Genomic DNA, 21075 nt, shown 5'->3' on the forward strand with positions numbered 1-21075 from the left:
CAGCAAAATGCCGCCTGAATGATAAATCATCATCATGGAACGCAGGCAGCGAAGAGCACCAACTCTCAAATCGGTACTCCTTGTATGCTAAATACCTGCGCGCGTCAAATAGATGAAACACGTTCAGCGTAAAAACATTACCGCTTTTACGGCTGTTTACTCACTGGAAACCAGTCGTGGCGTGATAAACACCACTAACTCGCGTCGTTCATCTTCTTTTCCGTCATGACGAAATAATTGCCCGAACCAGGGAATGTCGCCAAGCAACGGCACGCTATCCTGACCCGATTTATTTTTACGGGTAAAAATGCCGCCCAGCGCCAACGTTTCTCCGCTTTTGACCTCGACCTGCGTTTCGATCTCCTGCTTATCAATCGCCAGCACTTCGCCATCGGCCTGCTGTAGCACCTGCCCCGGAACGTTCTGGCTGATGTGTAATTTCAGCCGGATGCGACCTTTTTGTAACACCGTGGGCGTGACCTCCATCCCCAGGACTGCCTCTTTAAATTCCACCGACGTCGCGCCACTTTCCCCGCTGGAAACTTGATATGGAATTTCGCTCCCCTGTTTAATGCTGGCAGGCTGAAGATGTGAGGCCAGCAGACGCGGACTAGCGATAATATCCAGCTGCTGTTTTTGTTCGAGCGCAGAAAGCTCAAGATCCAGCAAACGTCCGTTGATGCGCCCAATGTTAAAACCGACATGCGTTGTCGCCGTCGCTACGGAGAGGTCGCTGCCAAGCGTGGTGACTTGCCCAACGCCACCAGCTTGTTGCGCATCGGCCAGCGTCCATTTCACGCCTAACTCACGCAAACTTTTTTCATTAATGGTGACAATATGCGCCGACAGCTCAACCTGCCCGACCGGCAGATCCATTTGCGCTACCCACTGTTCAAGGGCGCTTAACGCCGTTTTGTTATCTCGTAGCAAAAGGCGATTGGTGCGTTTATCGACGGTCATACTCCCTTTGGCACTCAGTAGCTTTTCCCCAGCTTTCGCCAGCTCTCCGGCGTCGGCGTATTGCAGAGTAATATTGCGATTTTCCAGCGGCAGATTTGCCTGCGCCCGCGCCTGCTCCGCTTCCTGACGGGCGATATTGTCATTCTGCCAGGCAATGGAATGCACTGAGAGAATGTTGCCCTCCTGGCGCGTTATCAGTCCGGCGCTTTTCACTACAGTTTGTAGTGCCTGCTTCCAGGGAACATCTGTTAGATGTAACGACACCGTACCGCTGACGTCTGGCGACACCACCAGGTTCAACTTCTCCTGTTCAGCCAGCGCCTGCAACACCTGAGCTACCGGAACGTCATCCACCATCAGCGTCACTTTTTGCGGCTTTGCCGCCTGTACGCCGGGTATCAGCATCAACAGTAGTGCGGCTATCCATTGCTTCATTTGTATCTCCTTGCCGTTGCCACAACCATTGTGGCGGTTCGCAGTTTGTCCCGGTACCCAGCGTTAGTACGTCTGGCGTCAGCTGTAAAATTGTCCAGCCGTTTTCCAGCACATCGTTTTGCTGCACCCGTCGCCATTTCTTTTGCCCGTCTTTTATTACACCGATGATGCGCTCGCCTCGCCCTACCATCCCCTGATAGCGCCACTGGCTAAGTTCGCTAATCCGGCATAGATCTTCCGGCGGTTTAAAAGGGTCACGCATACCGGTTAAAAGGCACAATGCAATACCTGCCAACAACCAGCGTTTAACCCTCATGCGGCGTCTCCAGTTGTAGGGTGAACAAAAGATCATCACCTTCCACGCTTAATGAAAAACGGCTCACGCTGACGTTGCGCTCTGCCAGCCGTGTAAATGCCGACGGCACTGCTTCCCACAGCGTTTTCAACGCCAACTCGCCTCCCTGCGCGGATGGATGCCAGGAAACCAGTTGCGCGCCGGATAACTGAAAATCCAGTGGCGAAAAGGGCAGCGTTTTTTCCTCGCTGAAGGGAGTGGTGTCTACCAGGCGATACAGTGCGGCCCACTGCTGGTGATGACTTGCCCGTAGTCGAATTAATGCGTCGCTCTCTTCATGATGTGTCGATGACAGAAAAATGAGCGTAACTAACATCAGCAACCAGACTGCCCAGCAAAGCTGGCGGAGACGGGGTGATGTGGCGAACCACCAGTCAAAGAACATGTTCATCGCTAACCTTCCTTGTTAACTGATACTCAAATTGCCAGCGTCCCTGCGCATCCTGCTGCGTGGCCCCCCGCTGATTGAGATGAAAAGACGCATCCTGGCGGAGTGACGTTTCCAGTGCGTTTAACGCGGTAATGCTTGTTGTCAGCCCCTTGATCTCCAGCGTTCCCTGCTGCCAGCTTATCGTTGTCAGCCAGGCGTGCTCGGGTAAAAGCGCCGCCAGTGCTTCCAGCGCAGATTGCCAGTCGCGGGTAAATTGTCGCTGGCGCTGCCGTTGCAAACGCTGTTCGCGTAACTGCTGTTGCTGCAGCAAACGTGGTTTCGTTATCTGTAAGCTGCGGGCGAGTTGTTGTTCCCCCTGAAGCAAAACGGCGTCTACGCGAGCTTCGGCGCTGCTTGTCAGACGCAGTATTAGCGTTATCCCGACGGCCAGCAGCAGAGGCGCAACGAACATCAGCAACCAGAAACGAAGAAAAGCGGTCCGGCGTTGCTGTCGCCAGGGCAAAAAATTAATTGGCGGGTTCATCAGTACGCCTTCCCAAGCGCCAGCCCCAGCGCGATGGCAAAGTCTCCACCTGGCGGCGGTAACGGCGGCTGACGAACAGAAACGGCCTCCCAGGGATCAAATCCGCCTTCGCCACATATCGCGACGCTTTCGGGATCAACGGATAACGCTGCCGCCAGCTCCTTCGCGCTAGTCATCCCCACCGCCAGTTTGCGCCCCCAGCGATAGCGCGTCGCCCACAGCCACTGTTCGTTATCACGCCAGGCCAGACATTGCTGATGAGAAGGTAAAAAAGGCAGGAATCGCTGTAATGCACTGGCATCCGGGGTGATCGCACTAACATGAACACGCAACCTTTCTGCCAGAGTAAGCAGCGTTGCCAGCTCTTTGCTTTGCGCGGCAGTCACGTTATAGGCGGGACTGAGTGAGTCTTCGCTGTAATCGAAGCGCAGGGAGTCCGGATCCATATCCAGCTCGCGGGCCATCGTCCCGGAAAGCCAGGCCGTTTGCTCCCGCTCACCGAGGGACATCGGCGGGCGCGGAAATGACCGCTGTAATGTGCGACTGGCGGGAAACGCCAACATGATGTGATGGCGCTGCGGCAGTTCGCGACTCCACGGTAACAACGTTTTAGCCAGCCGCTGCGCATCAACAATCCGCCCATCTTTGATAATGTCGTGCGCCAGCGGCAACCGCCACCAGCGTTGCAAAAAGCATTCTTTTGCGCCCCGCACAATAGCAACCGCTACCGCTTCTTGCTGTTGTAAATGCAAACCAATTTGCCAGATCTTAAATGCCATTGTGATGATCTCCTTATCACCCGTCACTCTGACGGGTATATCAATGCGTCTGGCTTGCCTTTATACTACCGCGCGTTTGTTTATAAACTGCCCAAATGAAACTAAATGGGAAATTTCCAGTGAAGTTCGTAAAGTATTTTTTGATCCTTGCAGTCTGTTGCATTCTGCTGGGAGCAGGCTCGATTTATGGCCTATACCGCTACATCGAGCCACAACTGCCGGATGTGGCGACATTAAAAGATGTTCGCCTGCAAATTCCGATGCAGATTTACAGCGCCGATGGCGAGCTGATTGCTCAATACGGTGAGAAACGTCGTATTCCGGTTACGCTGGATCAAATCCCGCCGGAGATGGTGAAAGCCTTTATCGCGACGGAAGACAGCCGCTTCTACGAGCATCACGGCGTTGACCCGGTGGGGATCTTCCGTGCAGCAAGCGTGGCGCTGTTCTCCGGCCACGCGTCACAAGGGGCGAGTACCATTACCCAGCAGCTGGCGAGAAACTTCTTCCTCAGTCCAGAACGCACGCTGATGCGTAAGATTAAGGAAGTCTTCCTCGCGATTCGCATTGAACAGCTGCTGACGAAAGACGAGATCCTCGAGCTTTATCTGAACAAGATTTACCTTGGTTACCGCGCCTATGGTGTCGGTGCTGCGGCACAAGTCTATTTCGGAAAAACGGTCGACCAACTGACGCTGAACGAAATGGCGGTGATAGCCGGACTGCCGAAAGCGCCTTCCACCTTCAACCCGCTCTACTCGATGGATCGTGCCGTCGCGCGGCGTAACGTCGTGCTATCGCGGATGCTGGATGAAGGGTATATCACCCAACAACAGTTCGATCAGACACGCACTGAGGCGATTAACGCTAACTATCACGCGCCGGAGATTGCTTTTTCTGCGCCGTACCTGAGCGAAATGGTGCGCCAGGAGATGTATAACCGTTATGGCGAAAGTGCCTATGAAGACGGTTATCGCATTTACACCACCATCACCCGCAAAGTGCAGCAGGCCGCGCAGCAGGCGGTACGTAATAACGTGCTGGACTACGACATGCGCCACGGCTATCGCGGCCCGGCAAATGTGCTGTGGAAAGTGGGCGAGTCGGCGTGGGATAACAACAAGATTACCGATACGCTGAAGGCGCTGCCGACCTATGGTCCGCTGCTGCCTGCCGCAGTCACCAGCGCCAATCCTCAGGGAGCGACGGCGATGCTGGCGGACGGGTCGACCGTCGCATTGAGTATGGAAGGCGTTCGCTGGGCGCGTCCTTACCGTTCGGATACTCAGCAGGGACCGACGCCGCGTAAAGTGACCGATGTTCTGCAAACGGGTCAGCAAATCTGGGTTCGTCAGGTTGGCGATGCATGGTGGCTGGCACAAGTGCCGGAAGTGAACTCGGCACTGGTGTCGATCAATCCGCAAAACGGTGCCGTTATGGCGTTGGTCGGTGGCTTTGATTTCAATCAGAGCAAGTTTAACCGCGCCACCCAGGCACTGCGTCAGGTAGGTTCCAACATCAAACCGTTCCTCTACACCGCGGCGATGGATAAAGGTCTGACGCTGGCAAGTATGTTGAACGATGTGCCAATTTCTCGCTGGGATGCAGGTGCCGGTTCTGACTGGCAGCCGAAGAACTCACCACCGCAGTATGCCGGTCCAATTCGCTTACGTCAGGGGCTGGGTCAGTCGAAAAACGTGGTGATGGTACGCGCAATGCGGGCGATGGGCGTCGACTACGCTGCAGAATATCTGCAACGCTTCGGCTTCCCGGCGCAAAACATTGTCCACACCGAATCGCTGGCGCTGGGTTCAGCGTCCTTCACCCCAATGCAGGTGGCGCGCGGCTACGCGGTCATGGCGAACGGCGGCTTCCTGGTGGACCCGTGGTTTATCAGCAAAATTGAAAACGATCAGGGCGGCGTGATTTTCGAAGCGAAACCGAAAGTAGCTTGCCCGGAATGTGATATTCCGGTGATTTACGGTGATACGCAGAAATCGAACGTGCTGGAAAATAACAATGTTGAAGATGTCGCTATCTCCCGCGAGCAGCAGAATGTTTCTGTACCAATGCCGCAGCTGGAGCAGGCAAATCAGGCGTTAGTTGCGAAGACTGGCGCGCAGGAGTACGCACCGCACGTCATCAACACTCCGCTGGCATTCCTGATTAAGAGTGCTTTGAACACCAATATCTTTGGTGAGCCAGGCTGGCAGGGTACCGGCTGGCGTGCAGGTCGTGATTTGCAGCGTCGCGATATCGGCGGGAAAACCGGTACCACTAACAGTTCGAAAGATGCGTGGTTCTCGGGTTACGGTCCGGGCGTTGTGACCTCGGTCTGGATTGGCTTTGATGATCACCGTCGTAATCTCGGTCATACAACGGCTTCCGGAGCGATTAAAGATCAGATCTCAGGTTACGAAGGCGGTGCCAAGAGTGCCCAGCCTGCATGGGACGCTTATATGAAAGCCGTTCTTGAAGGTGTGCCGGAGCAGCCGCTGACGCCGCCGCCGGGTATTGTGACGGTGAATATCGATCGCAGCACCGGGCAGTTAGCTAATGGTGGCAACAGCCGCGAAGAGTATTTCATCGAAGGTACGCAGCCGACACAACAGGCGGTGCACGAGGTGGGAACGACCATTATCGATAATGGCGAGGCACAGGAATTGTTCTGATTAAAAAGGCGCTTCGGCGCCTTTTCAGTTTGCTGACAAAGTGCACTTGTTTATGCCGGATACGGGTGAACGCGTTATCCGGCTAACAAAATCGTGAAAACTCAATATATTGCAGGAACCCCATAAGCCTGATAAGCGTTGTGCATCAGGCAAACTTCACGCATTTACACTCGCCCCTGCCCTTTCAACCATTCGCGCACGAGGAACAGCGCGCTGACATTACGCGCTTCGTTGAAGTCAGGGTCTTCCAGCAAATCCATCATATGCGCCAGCGGCCAGCGCACCTGTGGTAGCGGCTCTGGCTCATCGCCTTCCAGCGATTCCGGGTAGAGATCTTGCGCTACCACGATATTCATTTTGCTGGAAAAGTAAGACGGTGCCATGCTGAGCTTCTTCAAAAAAGTCAGATCGTTCGCACCAAATCCAACCTCTTCTTTTAGCTCGCGGTTAGCGGCTTCGAAGACGCTTTCACCCGGATCAATTAATCCTTTCGAAAAACCTAATTCGTAGGATTCAGTTCCCACTGCATATTCGCGGATCAGGATCAGGTGATCGTCCACAATCGGCACAATCATCACTGCTTCCCGGTTGGTTGGACGCATTCGTTCATAAACACGCCGCACGCCATTGCTGAACTCCAGATCCACGCTCTCGACGGTAAACAGTCGGGAACGGGCTACAGTTTCAACATTCAGAATGGTGGGTTTTTGTAATGATTTGCTCATCGTGGGATCTATGCTGTGAAATCAGCGGTTATTGTGCGATATCGGACACGCTTTCGGCAATGTGAATTGCATGTTATTTACATTTATGTAACTTAATAAATAATCGTCCTCAAATCAAATTAAAAGTCAATAGGTTGAAATAACTCCAGGAATTTGCTGATATTCCGCCTTCAGAGGGTTTGCTATGATCAGCGGTTACTGTGATGTGCTTAATGATGCTCAAGTTAAACTCCACGCTTGCCGATAGCCAACCGCAGAATCATGTATTGTGTCCGGTGCGACTGACCACGCCTGACAGACTAAGTAAGATGGGGAAAGCATGAGCACCATTGTGATTTTTTTAGCTGCTTTGCTGGCCTGCTCACTACTTGCGGGATGGCTGATAAAAGTGCGATCCAGACGGCGTCAGCTGCCCTGGACCAACGCCTTCGCGGATGCGCAAACGCGTAAACTCACACCTGAAGAACGTAGCGCCGTTGAAAATTATCTTGAGAGCCTGACGCAGGTATTACAGGTGCCTGGCCCAACGGGAGCCAGCGCGGCACCGATCTCTCTGGCGCTGAATGCCGAAAGCAACAACGTCATGATGCTGACACACGCTATCACGCGTTACGGCATCTCTACCGACGATCCGAATAAATGGCGTTACTACCTCGATTCGGTAGAAGTGCACCTGCCCCCTTTCTGGGAGCAGTACATCAACGATGAGAATACCGTTGAATTGATTCATACCGATTCGCTGCCACTGGTTATTTCACTCAACGGTCATACGCTGCAGGAGTACATGCAGGAAACGCGCGGCTATGCCTTGCAACCTGTTCCGTCCACGCAGGCGTCGATTCGCGGGGAAGAGAGTGAGCAAATCGAGCTACTCAATATTCGCAAAGAAACGCATGAAGAATATGCGCTGAGTCGTCCGCGCGGGCTGCGTGAAGCGTTGCTGATCGTCGCCTCCTTTCTGATGTTCTTTTTCTGCCTGATTACCCCGGATGTATTTGTTCCGTGGCTGGCAGGCGGCGCGTTACTGCTGCTGGGCGCAGGTCTGTGGGGGCTATTCGCCCCCCCGGCAAAATCCTCCCTGCGGGAAATTCATTGTCTGCGCGGTACACCCCGTCGTTGGGGATTGTTTGGCGAAAACGATCAGGAACAGATCAACAATATTTCACTCGGTATTATCGACCTGGTCTATCCCGCACACTGGCAGCCATACATTGCTCAGGATCTCGGTCAACAAACCGATATTGATATCTATCTCGACCGCCACGTAGTGCGTCAGGGACGATATCTTTCGCTGCATGATGAAGTAAAAAACTTTCCGTTACAGCACTGGCTGCGCAGTACGATTATCGCTGCGGGCTCGCTGCTGGTGCTGTTTATGCTGTTATTCTGGATCCCGCTGGATATGCCGCTGAAATTCACTCTCTCATGGATGAAAGGCGCGCAGACCATTGAAGCCACCAGCGTAAAACAACTGGCTGACGCTGGCGTGCGGGTAGGCGATACATTGCGTATTAGCGGTACGGGAATGTGTAATATTCGCACTTCCGGAACCTGGAGCGCGAAAACCAATTCACCTTTTTTACCGTTTGACTGCTCGCAGATCATCTGGAATGACGCCCGCTCATTACCATTACCAGAATCTGAGCTGGTCAACAAAGCGACGGCATTGACTGAAGCAGTTAATCGCCAGCTGCACCCTAAACCGGAAGATGAATCTCGCGTCAGTGCCTCATTACGTTCAGCGATTCAAAAATCCGGCATGGTATTGCTTGATGATTTTGGCGACATTGTACTGAAGACAGCGGATCTGTGTTCTGCCAAAGATGACTGTGTGCGACTGAAAAATGCGCTGGTCAATCTCGGCAACAGTAAAGACTGGGACGCGCTGGTAAAACGCGCCAACGCCGGGAAGCTCGATGGCGTGAATGTGTTATTACGCCCGGTGAGTGCGGAATCGCTGGATAACCTGGTGGCAACCTCCACCGCGCCGTTTATCACGCATGAAACGGCACGAGCGGCACAATCACTAAACAGTCCGGCCCCCGGCGGATTCCTGATTGTCAGCGATGAAGGCAGCGATTTTGTTGATCAGCCCTGGCCTTCGGCATCACTTTACGACTACCCGCCGCAAGAACAGTGGAACGCTTTCCAGAAACTGGCACAAATGCTGATGCATACGCCGTTTAACGCCGAGGGTATCGTCACAAAAATCTTCACTGACGCCAATGGTACGCAGCATATAGGCCTTCATCCGATCCCGGATCGTTCCGGCCTGTGGCGCTATCTCAGCACCACACTGCTGCTACTGACGATGCTGGGTAGCGCCATTTATAATGGCGTACAGGCCTGGCGGCGTTACCAGCGTCATCGCACTCGCATGATGAAGATTCAGGCCTATTATGAAAGCTGCCTGAACCCGCAACTGATCACCCCTTCAGAAAGCCTTATCGAATAACACGTTTGCGCGGCAGGTTATGCTACCCTGTCGCGCAAATTGCTTCACTCTGGAGATTTCCCTCATGCATATCAACATTGCCTGGCAGGACGTAGATACCGTTCTGCTGGATATGGACGGCACGTTGCTCGACCTCGCCTTCGATAACTATTTCTGGCAAAAGCTGGTGCCTGAAACATGGGGCGCGAAAAACGGGGTTACGCCACAGGAAGCGATGGAATATATGCGCCAGCAATATCACGACGTACAGCATACGCTAAACTGGTACTGTCTTGATTACTGGAGTGAGCAACTGGGTCTGGATATCTGTGCGATGACCACCGAGATGGGACCGCGTGCCGTACTGCGTGAAGATACCATTCCGTTTCTTGAGGCACTGAAAGCCAGCGGTAAGCAGCGAATTTTGCTCACCAATGCGCATCCGCACAACCTGGCGGTAAAACTTGAGCATACCGGTCTGGACGCACACCTTGATTTATTACTTTCCACCCACACATTTGGTTATCCGAAAGAGGATCAGCGGTTATGGCATGCGGTGGCCGAAGCTACGGGTCTGAAAGCTGAAAGAACGCTGTTTATTGATGACAGCGAAGCGATTCTCGATGCTGCCGCGCAATTTGGTATTCGTTACTGCCTCGGCGTGACTAATCCTGACTCAGGGATTGCCGAGAAACAGTATCAACGCCATCCGTCACTGAATGACTACCGCCGCCTGATCCCCTCGCTAATGTGAAGGAGACGCCATGAAAGAAAAACCTGCTGTTGAGGTTCGACTGGATAAATGGCTATGGGCTGCCCGTTTTTATAAAACCCGCGCGCTGGCCCGTGAAATGATTGAGGGCGGTAAGGTGCATTACAACGGGCAGCGCAGCAAGCCGAGCAAAATCGTCGAGCTGAATGCCACGCTCACTCTGCGCCAGGGAAATGACGAACGCACGGTGATTGTAAAGGCGATTACTGAACAGCGTCGCCCCGCCAGCGAGGCAGCCTTGCTGTATGAAGAGACTGCGGAAAGTGTAGAGAAACGCGAAAAAATGGCGCTGGCACGTAAACTTAATGCCTTAACCATGCCGCACCCGGACCGACGCCCAGACAAAAAAGAGCGCCGCGACCTGTTACGATTTAAACACGGCGACAGTGAATAACTGTTACCTGCAAGAGAGATGATTATGCCGCAACATGACCAATTACATCGCTATCTGTTTGAAAATTTTGCCGTTCGCGGCGAACTGGTAACCGTTTCGGAAACCCTGCAACAGATCCTTGAGAACCACGATTATCCGCAGCCCGTTAAAAACGTGCTGGCAGAACTGCTGGTTGCGACCAGCCTGTTAACCGCTACGCTGAAGTTTGATGGTGATATCACCGTACAGCTGCAAGGCGACGGTCCGATGAATCTGGCGGTTATTAACGGTAACAACAACCAGCAGATGCGCGGTGTGGCGCGCGTGCAGGGCGAAATTCCAGAAAATGCCGACCTGAAAACGCTGGTCGGCAATGGTTACGTGGTGATCACCATTACCCCGAGCGAAGGTGAGCGCTATCAGGGCGTGGTGGGTCTGGAAGGAGATACCCTGGCGGCCTGCCTGGAAGATTACTTTATGCGTTCTGAACAGCTGCCGACGCGCCTGTTTATTCGCACCGGCGACGTAGACGGCAAACCGGCTGCGGGCGGTATGTTGTTGCAGGTAATGCCTGCGCAAAATGCCCAGCAGGACGACTTCGACCACCTGGCGACGCTAACCGAAACCATCAAAACCGAAGAACTGCTGACCTTACCGGCAAACGAAGTGTTGTGGCGTTTGTATCACGAAGAAGAGGTGACGGTTTACGATCCGCAGGATGTGGAGTTCAAATGCACCTGCTCGCGTGAACGTTGCGCCGATGCGCTGAAAACGCTGCCTGATGAAGAAGTCGATAGCATCCTGGCGGAAGATGGCGAAATTGACATGCATTGTGATTACTGCGGTAACCACTATCTGTTCAATGCGATGGATATTGCTGAAATCCGCAACAACGCGTCTCCGGCAGATCCGCAAGTTCATTAATGAGTATGTCCGGCAGAGAGGGCTCTGCCGGATTTTACGACTAATACACCTGATGCGCTTTGTCACTCATTCAGATTCACATCCAGCCTTTCACCATCCACTACAAGATCGCGCCACGCTTTAGGCTTCGTTCCCAGTTTTCCATCCTTCGCAGCTGTGAGTAATTTTTCTTTCGTTATATCACGCGGAAGTAAACTCATCGTAAGCTCTTGCCATTCTTTCTTGTCAGGATCAAAGCCATAGACAATGTATCTTTCATCATCAAAGGCAAAGAGGATCCGCTCTGCCCTGCCATCACTATTCAGATCTTGCTCGACAAGTACGCAGGCGTCTTTTTCAATGCAGGTCATCACGTTATAGCGATCCTGGATTAAGGCCGACCAGAATGTCGCATCCGGTTTACCAGAACCTGGGGCAATTAACACATTTTCGGCTAATACTTTTTCCGATATCTGTTGCTGAAGATGTTGCTCTCCATCTAACGCCATCAACAGATCCCGCGCACGTTTCGGGTCTTTCATATACTCGGCATCGCTTTTCAGCGACTCAAGCGCCGCACGTCCATAGCGACCGCTCTGTTCGAGCATGTAGATAGTTACCTGGTCTGGCGTATTTTTGCCGCTCTGATAACGCGCCATATGACTGTTCACACTAATGCGCATACTGTCCAGCACCGGAGAATTAAGAAGCACCAGTATTACCAACACCAATAACGAAACCGCAAGGTTCACTTTGCCCTGAAGAACAAGGGGATTTTGCCCTTTACGCCAGACGATGCTGACAAAATACCCCAGCGACCACACCAGTAACACCAGCACCGCCAGCACGCCCTGCAAGCGGTCGACAGTCCAGCCGTACTGAGCGACCCGCAGCCATAACGCCCAGGCGGCGACGAACACATACAGCGGAGCAACCAGCAAAGCGGTTTTAATCAGGCAACGCAACGGCCCCGTCCAGGGAAGAGACGCTTTTTGCGGATCGCGGACAATAGCCATTAAGATCAATTGCAAAAAGGCCAGCGTCAACAGCAACCCGGCGGCGGAGATGTGGCGAGAAATCGCGCTCAGGCCCGTAAACGGCAGGGTGATGATAAACATCAGGGTTAGCAATGATACTAACGGCAGCAACCCCGTGGCGATTAACGTGAACAACTTTTGAATAGAGTCGATTAAACGTGACTGTGTTCGCGCGAGGATCACCGCCAGCGCGGTAACCAGACCTAATGTAAGATACATAAACCAGTCGGTTGCAAAAAAGAGCGTATTGAAAAACGTGATGCCAACAAGTTTAAACAACTCACCCCACAGTAAAAGCACCAGCCACGTCAGGCCATTGGCGAGAAAAATAACCTGTAATATAAGTACGTTATGCCATACTGACTGGTAAAAATAGCGATAGCGGCTACTGCCATTGCGGATGCGAAGGCTTTGTTGTATCCACGGTAGCAACAACATTGCCATCAGCAGCAGATAGCAGCCAAAATCCCAAAGCGCCTTTTCAGCTCTCCAGGGGTTCATGCCATCAGTTTGCCACTTCAGCCAACCGCTCATCCCCAGCGTGGCAATAAACACCAGCGCCAGCCATCCCCAAAGGCGCTTCTGTTTAAAAGAGATCACGGAGAAGAGTAAAACGGATGAAAACGCGACGGTCGCAGGCACGCCATAAACAATCCAACTGTGATTTTTTCCGGAAAGCCAGGCGATCAGCAGGTAGCAAACCAGACCCTGAAGTAATCCGGTAGCAATCATCCCCCAGCGTGTTGCGGGTGAAAGTTCAACGTTATCCATGTTGGTTATCCAGAATCAAAAGGTGGGTTAATTATCGCATCCGGGCAGTAGTATTTTGCTTTTTTCAGAAAATAATCAAAAAAAGTTAGCGTGGTGAATCGATACTTTACCGGTTGAATTTGCATCAATTTCATTCAGGAATGCGATTCCACTCACAATATTCCCGCCATATAAACCAAGATTTAACCTTTTGAGAACATTTTCCACACCTAAAATGCTATTTCTGCGATAATAGCAACCGTTTCGTGACAGGAATCACGGAGTTTTTTGTCAAATATGAATTTCTCCAGATACGTAAATCTATGAGCCTTGTCGCGGTTAACACCCCCAAAAAGACTTTACTATTCAGGCAATACATATTGGCTAAGGAGCAGTGAAATGCGCGTTAACAATGGTTTGACCCCGCAAGAACTCGAGGCTTATGGTATCAGTGACGTACATGATATCGTTTACAACCCAAGCTACGACCTGCTGTATCAGGAAGAGCTCGATCCGAGCCTGACAGGTTATGAGCGCGGGGTGTTAACTAATCTGGGTGCCGTTGCCGTCGATACCGGGATCTTCACCGGTCGTTCACCAAAAGATAAGTATATCGTCCGTGACGATACCACTCGCGATACTTTCTGGTGGGCAGACAAAGGCAAAGGTAAGAACGATAACAAACCTCTCTCTCCGGAAACCTGGCAACATCTGAAAGGCCTGGTGACCAAACAGCTTTCCGGCAAACGTCTGTTCGTTGTCGACGCTTTCTGTGGTGCGAACCCGGATACTCGTCTTTCCGTCCGTTTCATCACCGAAGTGGCCTGGCAGGCGCATTTTGTCAAAAACATGTTTATTCGCCCGAGCGATGAAGAGCTGGCAGGTTTCAAACCAGACTTTATCGTTATGAACGGCGCGAAGTGCACTAACCCGCAGTGGAAAGAACAGGGTCTGAACTCCGAAAACTTCGTGGCGTTTAACCTGACCGAGCGCATGCAGCTGATTGGCGGCACCTGGTACGGCGGCGAAATGAAGAAAGGGATGTTCTCGATGATGAACTACCTGCTGCCGCTGAAAGGTATCGCTTCTATGCACTGCTCCGCCAACGTTGGCGAGAAAGGCGATGTTGCGGTGTTCTTCGGCCTTTCCGGCACCGGTAAAACCACCCTTTCCACCGACCCGAAACGTCGCCTGATTGGCGATGACGAACACGGCTGGGACGATGACGGCGTGTTTAACTTCGAAGGCGGCTGCTACGCAAAAACTATCAAGCTGTCGAAAGAAGCGGAACCTGAAATCTACAACGCTATCCGTCGCGATGCGCTGCTGGAAAACGTCACCGTGCGTGAAGATGGCACTATCGACTTTGATGATGGTTCAAAAACCGAGAACACCCGCGTTTCTTATCCGATCTATCACATCGATAACATCGTTAAGCCGGTTTCCAAAGCGGGTCACGCAACGAAAGTTATCTTCCTGACCGCAGACGCCTTTGGTGTGCTGCCGCCGGTTTCTCGTCTGACTGCCGATCAAACCCAGTACCACTTCCTCTCTGGCTTCACCGCCAAACTGGCCGGTACTGAGCGTGGCATCACCGAACCGACGCCAACCTTCTCCGCTTGCTTCGGCGCGGCATTCCTGTCGCTGCACCCGACTCAGTACGCAGAAGTGCTGGTGAAACGTATGCAGGCGGCAGGCGCGCAGGCTTATCTGGTTAACACTGGCTGGAACGGCACTGGCAAACGTATCTCGATTAAAGATACCCGCGCCATTATCGACGCCATCCTCAACGGTTCGCTGGATAATGCAGAAACCTTCACTCTGCCGATGTTTAACCTGGCGATCCCAACCGAACTGCCGGGCGTAGACACCAGGATCCTTGATCCGCGTAACACCTACGCTTCCCCGGAACAGTGGCAGGAAAAAGCCGAAACCCTGGCGAAACTGTTTATCGACAACTTCGATAAATACACCGACACCCCTGCGGGTGCCGCGCTGGTAGCGGCTGGTCCGAAACTGTAATGATTTGAAGCTGGAGAATATCTATCCAGTATCTTATAGAAAGCAAAACGGGAGGCACCTTCGCCTCCCGTTTATTTACCCTTCTTTTGCCGTGCCCTGCGCCCGCGTTACCGGCACAGGCAGCCAGGCGCGAATGGAAAGCCCGCCCCGCTCGCTGGTGCCAAGCTCCAGCATCCCGTTATGGTTATCCACGATACGCTGCACAATCGCCAGCCCTAATCCCGTGCCGCTAATGGTGCGTGCACTGTCGCCGCGAACAAACGGCTGGAAAAGGTGCTTACGTTGTTCCGGCGCAATTCCCGGACCGTCATCTTCCACCTGGAACCAGGCGCGATTCGGCTCCGTCCCGCTGCTGACTTTGATCCAGCCATTGCCGTAACGGGCGGCGTTGACCACCATATTCGCCACCGCGCGTTTGATCGACAGCGGGTGCATTTTCACTTCAATGCTGCCGGGGTAAAGCGCGGTTTCAATTTCCCGCTCATAGCCACTTTCGGCAGCAATCACCTCACCGAGCACTGCATTAAGATCCGCCATTTCCATCGGCATCTCCTGCCCGGTGCGCAGGTAGTCGATAAACTGCTCAATGATGGCGTTGCACTCTTCGATATCTTTATTGATCGATTCTGCCAGGTAGCCATCCTGCTCGCTCATCATCTCGGTCGCCAGGCGAATACGCGTCAGCGGTGTACGCAAGTCGTGACTTACCCCCGCCATCAGCAGCGTGCGGTCATCCGCCAGTTGCTTAACACCAGCCGCCATATGGTTAAAGGCGCGGGTAACGGAACGCACCTCGGACGCGCCATACTCACGCAGCGGCGGAGGAATAATCCCTTTACCGACCTGCAAAGCAGCATGTTCGAGATCGACCAACGGTCGGTTCTGGATACGAATAAACAGCCACGCCCCGCCTATCGCCAATAGCATAATCGCCAACGTATAGCGGAACAGCGGAGAGAAATCGCCCTGATGAATTTCGGTCAGCGGCACGCGTACCCAGATATTGGGCGACAGCCAGGTTTTCAGCCAGACGACAGGCGAACTTTTGTTGACCTCAACGCGCACTTCCGTCGGGCCGCCCAGTTGCTGCGCCATCTGATGGCTTAAGAATTCATAGTGTTGCGCCCAACGCAGACCTGCCTCTTCGGCAGCCTCGTTGGAGTAGAGAGAGATCCCCAGCTCACGGTAGATCTCCCGACGGAAAGCGGGAGGCACAACCAACTGCGTGCCGTCCTCCAGTTGCAGTTTGTCGGTCATCAACATACGCACTTCGTACGCGAGGACTTTATTAAACTGCTGGAGGCTCGGCAAAATCGCGAAGTTCAGCACCACCAGATAAGTCGTCACCAGGCTGGCGAACAGCAAGGTGACGATGAGCAATAACGTACGGGCAAATGAACTTCGTGGCGAGAAGCGCAATCGCCTCATGCTTTAGAGCCGTCCGGTACAAAGACGTAGCCCAGGCCCCAAACGGTCTGAATGTAACGCGGATGCGCTGGATCTTCTTCCACCATGCGGCGCAGACGCGAAATCTGCACGTCGATGGAGCGTTCCATTGCGGAATATTCACGACCACGGGCAAGGTTCATCAGCTTATCGCGGGAGAGCGGCTCACGCGGATGGCTGACCAGTGCCTTCAGTACCGCAAACTCACCGCTGGTGAGCGGCATCGGCTCGTCTTCGCGGAACATTTCGCGCGTACCGAGGTTAAGTTTGAACTTACCGAAAGCAATTACCGCCTCTTCCTGTGACGGTGCGCCTGGTAGCTCGTTCGCCTGACGACGCAGCACCGCACGGATACGGGCCAGCAGTTCACGCGGGTTAAACGGTTTTGGAATGTAATCGTCAGCGCCAATCTCCAGGCCAACGATACGGTCCACTTCTTCCCCTTTCGCCGTCACCATAATGATCGGCATCGGGTTGCTCTGACTACGAAGACGTCGGCAAATCGACAAGCCATCTTCACCAGGTAACATCAAATCCAGTACCATAAGATGGAAAGATTCACGAGTCAGCAGGCGATCCATCTGTTCTGCATTAGCGACGCTTCGAACCTGGAAGCCTTGTTCGGTGAGATAACGCTCCAGCAGCGCGCGCAGGCGCATGTCGTCATCGACCACCAGAATCTTGTAGTTCTCTTGCATTGTTTGTACTCCCAAAGGTTCGCAACAATTTGTAAGCGTGTATTCTTAAAAAAGCTCACGTTCGTCACCAGCTAAATCTGGTATGAATTTCAGCCTAAATTGTTACAAAGCATATTAAACAGCAGCTTAAGTATACAATTTATTCGGCGAAACATTATTGATTCTGTTGATATGATCACGTTATACCCAATGTGCGCATTATCAAACAGACAAAGGGAATCAACGAGATGAAAACGCCCCTGGTTACCCGGGAAGGGTATGAAAAACTCAAACAAGAGCTAAATTATCTCTGGCGTGAAGAACGCCCGGAGGTCACAAAAAAGGTGACCTGGGCCGCAAGTCTGGGCGACCGCAGCGAAAATGCTGACTATCAGTATAATAAAAAGCGTCTGCGTGAAATCGACCGTCGCGTGCGCTATCTCACTAAATGCATGGAAAATCTCAAAATCGTCGATTACTCCCCTCAGCAGGAAGGCAAAGTCTTTTTTGGCGCGTGGGTGGAGATTGAAAACGACGATGGCGTGACTCACCGTTTCCGTATTGTCGGCTACGATGAAATTTTTGGCCGTAAAGATTACATCTCTATCGATTCCCCGATGGCCCGCGCATTGCTGAAAAAAGAAGTCGGCGATCTGGCTGTGGTGAATACTCCTGCCGGGGAAGCGAGCTGGTATGTTAATGCTATCGAGTACGTGAAACCGTAAGGAAGAGTCTTAACCTCCTGCCGATGGCTGGCATTTTTGCCAGCCAGTCCGTATAACTATCCCCTGATTTTTGATCCGAAAAGATGAACTCAAACCATGATGAATGATTCGTTCTGCCGCATTATTGCGGGTGAAATTCAGGCGCGCCCGGAACAGGTTGACGCTGCCGTTCGCCTGCTTGACGAAGGGAATACCGTGCCGTTTATCGCACGTTATCGTAAGGAAATCACCGGCGGTCTGGATGACACGCAGCTGCGTAATCTGGAAACGCGTCTGAGCTATCTGCGCGAGCTGGAAGAGAGACGTCAGGCGATCCTCAAGTCCATTTCCGAGCAAGGCAAACTCACCGATGATCTGGCGAATGCCATCAACGCCACCCTAAGCAAAACCGAACTCGAAGACCTCTACCTGCCCTACAAACCTAAACGCCGCACCCGCGGGCAAATCGCCATTGAAGCAGGGCTTGAGCCGTTGGCTAACCTGCTGTGGAGCGATCCGTCACACACGCCAGAAGTCGCCGCTGCGCAATATATTGATGCCGATAAAGGCGTGGCAGATACCAAAGCCGCGCTGGACGGCGCGCGCTATATCCTGATGGAACGGTTTGCCGAAGATGCCGCGCTGCTGGCGAAAGTGCGTGATTATCTGTGGAAGAACGCGCATTTGGTTTCTACGGTGGTGAGCGGTAAAGAAGAGGAAGGGGCGAAATTCCGCGACTATTTCGATCATCACGAACCGTTGTCCACGGTGCCTTCTCACCGCGCGCTGGCGATGTTCCGTGGGCGTAACGAAGGCGTACTTCAGCTTTCGCTGAATGCCGATCCACAGTTCGATGAGCCGCCGAAAGAGAGCTATTGCGAGCAAATCATCATGGATCACCTTGGCCTGCGCCTGAACAATGCCCCGGCGGATAGCTGGCGCAAAGGCGTGGTGAGCTGGACGTGGCGCATCAAGGTGCTGATGCATCTGGAAACCGAACTGATGGGCACCGTGCGCGAACGTGCGGAAGATGAAGCAATCAACGTCTTTGCCCGTAACCTGCACGATCTGCTGATGGCGGCCCCTGCCGGACTGCGTGCAACGATGGGCCTCGATCCGGGTCTGCGTACTGGGGTAAAAGTGGCGGTGGTCGATGCCACTGGCAAACTGGTAGCGACCGATACCATTTACCCGCACACCGGACAAGCCGCAAAAGCAGCGATGACTGTTGCTGCGCTGTGTGAAAAGCATAACGTTGAACTGGTGGCGATCGGCAACGGTACAGCTTCCCGCGAAACCGAACGTTTCTATCTCGACGTGCAGAAGCAGTTCCCGAAAGTGACCGCACAGAAAGTGATCGTCAGCGAAGCTGGCGCGTCGGTTTACTCGGCTTCCGAGCTGGCAGCGCAGGAGTTCCCGGATCTCGACGTTTCGCTGCGTGGCGCGGTTTCTATCGCCCGCCGTTTGCAGGATCCGCTGGCGGAGCTGGTGAAAATCGATCCGAAATCTATCGGCGTAGGTCAGTATCAGCATGACGTTAGCCAGACGCAACTGGCCCGCAAACTGGACGCAGTAGTAGAAGACTGCGTAAACGCCGTTGGCGTCGATCTCAACACTGCTTCTGTTCCGCTGTTAACCCGCGTGGCGGGCCTGACGCGCATGATGGCGCAAAACATCGTAGCCTGGCGCGATGAGAACGGCCAGTTCCAGAACCGTCAGCAACTGTTAAAAGTGAGCCGTCTGGGGCCGAAAGCCTTCGAGCAGTGCGCGGGCTTCCTGCGCATTAACCACGGTGATAACCCGCTGGACGCCTCTACCGTTCACCCGGAAGCCTATCCGGTGGTGGAACGCATTCTGGCAGCAACACAGCAGGCACTGAAAGATCTGATGGGTAACAGCAGCGAACTGCGTAACCTGAAAGCGTCTGACTTTACTGATGAAAAATTCGGTGTGCCGACAGTAACTGACATCATCAAAGAGCTGGAAAAACCGGGTCGCGATCCGCGTCCGGAATTTAAAACCGCTCAGTTTGCCGATGGCGTCGAGACAATGAACGACCTGCAACCGGGTATGATCCTCGAAGGCGCTGTCACCAACGTCACCAACTTTGGCGCGTTTGTCGATATCGGCGTGCATCAGGACGGCCTGGTTCACATCTCTTCATTGTCGAACAAGTTTGTGGAAGATCCGCATACCGTGGTGAAAGCGGGCGACATTGTGAAGGTGAAAGTGCTGGAAGTGGATCTTCAGCGTAAACGTATCGCCCTGACTATGCGTCTGGACGAGCAGCCTGGCGAAACCAACGCTCGTCGCGGCGGCGGTAACGATCGCCCGCAAAACAACCGCCCGGCAGCCAAACCACGCGGTCGTGAAGCGCAGCCTGCCGGTAACAGCGCGATGATGGACGCGCTGGCGGCAGCAATGGGCAAAAAACGTTAAACGCCCGGACTGGCCCCTAAACCTGCGCGATAAGGCGTTCACGCCGCATCTGGCAACGAACGCCTTGCCTGACATAAAAGTGCCGGAGAATATCTCCGGCATATTTATTCCACAGCCAAACTCACAATATATTTCGTTAATATTTATCACTTCATTAACAACTGAAACCTTAATTAAACATTAGCCAGTCCTGGTAATTCGCTATTCGAATTATATTTTCGCTGCGATATAACCTTGAGCCACATCAACATTGAGTCAGATTATTATTCAAACCAACATTCGCACACATTTTAAGTATTGCTGATAGAAACCATTCTCATTATCATTGTACTGTTGATTATTTAATCTCTCCTTCGTTGGCAAATCATCTGGTCTCATGTCGCTGTCAAACGCCCCATGAGGTAGTTATCCAGTTAATGAGAAACAAGTAGGCACCTATGCAATACACTCCAGATACTGCGTGGAAAATCACTGGCTTTTCCCGTGAAATCAGCCCGGCATATCGCCAAAAACTGCTTTCTCTTGGCATGTTACCTGGCTCCTCTTTTAATGTGGTGCGCGTCGCTCCACTCGGCGACCCCATTCATATCGAAACCCGTCGTGTGAGCCTGGTATTACGCAAAAAAGATCTGGCCTTATTAGAAGTGGAAGCGGTTTCCTGTTAATACGGTGATAACA

At 52.9% G+C, this 21075-nt stretch carries 18 protein-coding genes; 9 read left to right on the top strand and 9 right to left on the bottom strand.

Annotation, left to right across the window (positions count from 1 at the left end; all coding sequences use genetic code 11):
* Nucleotides 1–156 precede the first annotated feature (156 nt).
* The 5 genes from hofQ to hofM are packed head-to-tail and all read right to left on the bottom strand — an operon-like array spanning nt 157 to nt 3443.
* Nucleotides 157–1395, bottom strand: coding sequence for a DNA uptake porin HofQ (gene hofQ / locus OQV04_RS07215; protein ID WP_000815972.1), 1239 nt, complete (start codon nt 1393–1395; stop codon nt 157–159).
* The gene (hofP, locus tag OQV04_RS07220; RefSeq protein WP_001264141.1) at nt 1307–1711 is read right to left on the bottom strand and encodes a DNA utilization protein HofP; all 405 of its coding nucleotides are present in this window, start codon (nt 1709–1711) and stop codon (nt 1307–1309) included. The genes hofQ and hofP overlap by 89 nt, the downstream gene beginning before the upstream one ends.
* The gene (gene hofO, locus OQV04_RS07225) at nt 1701–2141 is read right to left on the bottom strand and encodes a DNA utilization protein HofO (RefSeq protein WP_032281706.1); all 441 of its coding nucleotides are present in this window, start codon (nt 2139–2141) and stop codon (nt 1701–1703) included. The genes hofP and hofO overlap by 11 nt, the downstream gene beginning before the upstream one ends.
* Nucleotides 2125–2664, bottom strand: coding sequence for a DNA utilization protein HofN (gene hofN, locus OQV04_RS07230; RefSeq protein WP_032281707.1), 540 nt, complete (start codon nt 2662–2664; stop codon nt 2125–2127). Before hofN ends, hofO begins: the two co-directional genes overlap by 17 nt.
* On the bottom strand, nt 2664–3443 hold the full coding sequence (gene hofM, locus OQV04_RS07235) for a DNA utilization protein HofM (RefSeq protein ID WP_032281708.1): 780 nt from the start codon (nt 3441–3443) through the stop codon (nt 2664–2666). Before hofM ends, hofN begins: the two co-directional genes overlap by 1 nt.
* Before the next feature lie 119 nt (nt 3444–3562).
* Here hofM and mrcA point away from each other — a divergent pair, with 119 nt between their 5' ends.
* A complete protein-coding gene (mrcA, locus tag OQV04_RS07240) occupies nt 3563–6115 on the top strand; it encodes a peptidoglycan glycosyltransferase/peptidoglycan DD-transpeptidase MrcA (RefSeq protein ID WP_032281709.1) in 2553 nt (850 codons plus the stop codon).
* A 164-nt stretch (nt 6116–6279) separates the two neighbouring features.
* Here mrcA and nudE read toward each other — a convergent pair whose 3' ends face one another.
* Entirely contained in the window at nt 6280–6840 is a 561-nt protein-coding gene (gene nudE / locus OQV04_RS07245; RefSeq protein ID WP_000045739.1) for an ADP compounds hydrolase NudE, read from the bottom strand.
* A gap of 319 nt (nt 6841–7159) precedes the next feature.
* Between nudE and igaA the strand changes: the two genes are divergently transcribed.
* The 4 genes from igaA (at nt 7160) to hslO (ending at nt 11343) form a co-directional block, all read left to right on the top strand.
* Complete coding sequence (gene igaA / locus OQV04_RS07250) at nt 7160–9295, top strand: intracellular growth attenuator protein IgaA (RefSeq protein WP_000104522.1); 2136 nt, start codon at nt 7160–7162, stop codon at nt 9293–9295.
* A gap of 64 nt (nt 9296–9359) precedes the next feature.
* On the top strand, nt 9360–10028 hold the full coding sequence (gene yrfG, locus OQV04_RS07255) for a GMP/IMP nucleotidase (RefSeq protein WP_001295168.1): 669 nt from the start codon (nt 9360–9362) through the stop codon (nt 10026–10028).
* Nucleotides 10029–10038: 10 nt separating this feature from the next.
* Complete coding sequence (gene hslR, locus OQV04_RS07260) at nt 10039–10440, top strand: ribosome-associated heat shock protein Hsp15 (protein ID WP_000660483.1); 402 nt, start codon at nt 10039–10041, stop codon at nt 10438–10440.
* A gap of 24 nt (nt 10441–10464) precedes the next feature.
* Nucleotides 10465–11343: an Hsp33 family molecular chaperone HslO gene (gene hslO / locus OQV04_RS07265; RefSeq protein ID WP_001135574.1), complete on the top strand. Its 879-nt coding sequence runs from the start codon at nt 10465–10467 to the stop codon at nt 11341–11343.
* Between the two features lie 62 nt (nt 11344–11405).
* On the opposite strand, the gene OQV04_RS07270 is transcribed toward hslO, so the two are convergent.
* Nucleotides 11406–13130, bottom strand: coding sequence for a DUF4153 domain-containing protein (locus tag OQV04_RS07270; protein ID WP_032281712.1), 1725 nt, complete (start codon nt 13128–13130; stop codon nt 11406–11408).
* Nucleotides 13131–13508: 378 nt separating this feature from the next.
* Here OQV04_RS07270 and pckA point away from each other — a divergent pair, with 378 nt between their 5' ends.
* Nucleotides 13509–15131 (top strand): phosphoenolpyruvate carboxykinase (ATP), encoded by a 1623-nt coding sequence (gene pckA, locus OQV04_RS07275; protein ID WP_032261894.1) that lies wholly within the window; start codon nt 13509–13511, stop codon nt 15129–15131.
* Nucleotides 15132–15206: 75 nt separating this feature from the next.
* Here pckA and envZ read toward each other — a convergent pair whose 3' ends face one another.
* The gene (gene envZ, locus OQV04_RS07280; RefSeq protein WP_032281713.1) at nt 15207–16559 is read right to left on the bottom strand and encodes a two-component system sensor histidine kinase EnvZ; all 1353 of its coding nucleotides are present in this window, start codon (nt 16557–16559) and stop codon (nt 15207–15209) included.
* Nucleotides 16556–17275, bottom strand: coding sequence for an osmolarity response regulator transcription factor OmpR (gene ompR / locus OQV04_RS07285; RefSeq protein ID WP_001157751.1), 720 nt, complete (start codon nt 17273–17275; stop codon nt 16556–16558). The genes envZ and ompR overlap by 4 nt, the downstream gene beginning before the upstream one ends.
* Nucleotides 17276–17502: 227 nt before the next feature.
* Here ompR and greB point away from each other — a divergent pair, with 227 nt between their 5' ends.
* The 3 genes from greB (at nt 17503) to feoA (ending at nt 21062) form a co-directional block, all read left to right on the top strand.
* Entirely contained in the window at nt 17503–17979 is a 477-nt protein-coding gene (gene greB / locus OQV04_RS07290; protein WP_000856744.1) for a transcription elongation factor GreB, read from the top strand.
* Between the two features lie 96 nt (nt 17980–18075).
* On the top strand, nt 18076–20397 hold the full coding sequence (locus tag OQV04_RS07295) for a Tex family protein (protein WP_099145157.1): 2322 nt from the start codon (nt 18076–18078) through the stop codon (nt 20395–20397).
* Between the two features lie 437 nt (nt 20398–20834).
* The gene (feoA, locus tag OQV04_RS07300; protein WP_001200455.1) at nt 20835–21062 is read left to right on the top strand and encodes a ferrous iron transporter A; all 228 of its coding nucleotides are present in this window, start codon (nt 20835–20837) and stop codon (nt 21060–21062) included.
* Nucleotides 21063–21075 lie beyond the last annotated feature (13 nt).

Source organism: Escherichia sp. Lx600-2 (genome assembly GCF_036662595.1).
In the GTDB taxonomy this organism is placed as follows: Bacteria; Pseudomonadota; Gammaproteobacteria; order Enterobacterales; family Enterobacteriaceae; genus Escherichia; species Escherichia coli.

Coding starts and splice junctions, on each gene's coding strand:
- hofN (WP_032281707.1), bottom strand. CDS start 2,664: ATGAACCCGCCAATTAATTTTTTGCCCTGGCGACAGCAACGCCGGACC.
- hofP (WP_001264141.1), bottom strand. CDS start 1,711: ATGAGGGTTAAACGCTGGTTGTTGGCAGGTATTGCATTGTGCCTTTTA.
- greB (WP_000856744.1), top strand. CDS start 17,503: ATGAAAACGCCCCTGGTTACCCGGGAAGGGTATGAAAAACTCAAACAA.
- ompR (WP_001157751.1), bottom strand. CDS start 17,275: ATGCAAGAGAACTACAAGATTCTGGTGGTCGATGACGACATGCGCCTG.
- hslO (WP_001135574.1), top strand. CDS start 10,465: ATGCCGCAACATGACCAATTACATCGCTATCTGTTTGAAAATTTTGCC.
- hofM (WP_032281708.1), bottom strand. CDS start 3,443: ATGGCATTTAAGATCTGGCAAATTGGTTTGCATTTACAACAGCAAGAA.
- OQV04_RS07270 (WP_032281712.1), bottom strand. CDS start 13,130: ATGGATAACGTTGAACTTTCACCCGCAACACGCTGGGGGATGATTGCT.
- yrfG (WP_001295168.1), top strand. CDS start 9,360: ATGCATATCAACATTGCCTGGCAGGACGTAGATACCGTTCTGCTGGAT.
- hofQ (WP_000815972.1), bottom strand. CDS start 1,395: ATGAAGCAATGGATAGCCGCACTACTGTTGATGCTGATACCCGGCGTA.
- igaA (WP_000104522.1), top strand. CDS start 7,160: ATGAGCACCATTGTGATTTTTTTAGCTGCTTTGCTGGCCTGCTCACTA.
- nudE (WP_000045739.1), bottom strand. CDS start 6,840: ATGAGCAAATCATTACAAAAACCCACCATTCTGAATGTTGAAACTGTA.
- hofO (WP_032281706.1), bottom strand. CDS start 2,141: ATGAACATGTTCTTTGACTGGTGGTTCGCCACATCACCCCGTCTCCGC.
- pckA (WP_032261894.1), top strand. CDS start 13,509: ATGCGCGTTAACAATGGTTTGACCCCGCAAGAACTCGAGGCTTATGGT.
- envZ (WP_032281713.1), bottom strand. CDS start 16,559: ATGAGGCGATTGCGCTTCTCGCCACGAAGTTCATTTGCCCGTACGTTA.
- hslR (WP_000660483.1), top strand. CDS start 10,039: ATGAAAGAAAAACCTGCTGTTGAGGTTCGACTGGATAAATGGCTATGG.
- OQV04_RS07295 (WP_099145157.1), top strand. CDS start 18,076: ATGATGAATGATTCGTTCTGCCGCATTATTGCGGGTGAAATTCAGGCG.
- feoA (WP_001200455.1), top strand. CDS start 20,835: ATGCAATACACTCCAGATACTGCGTGGAAAATCACTGGCTTTTCCCGT.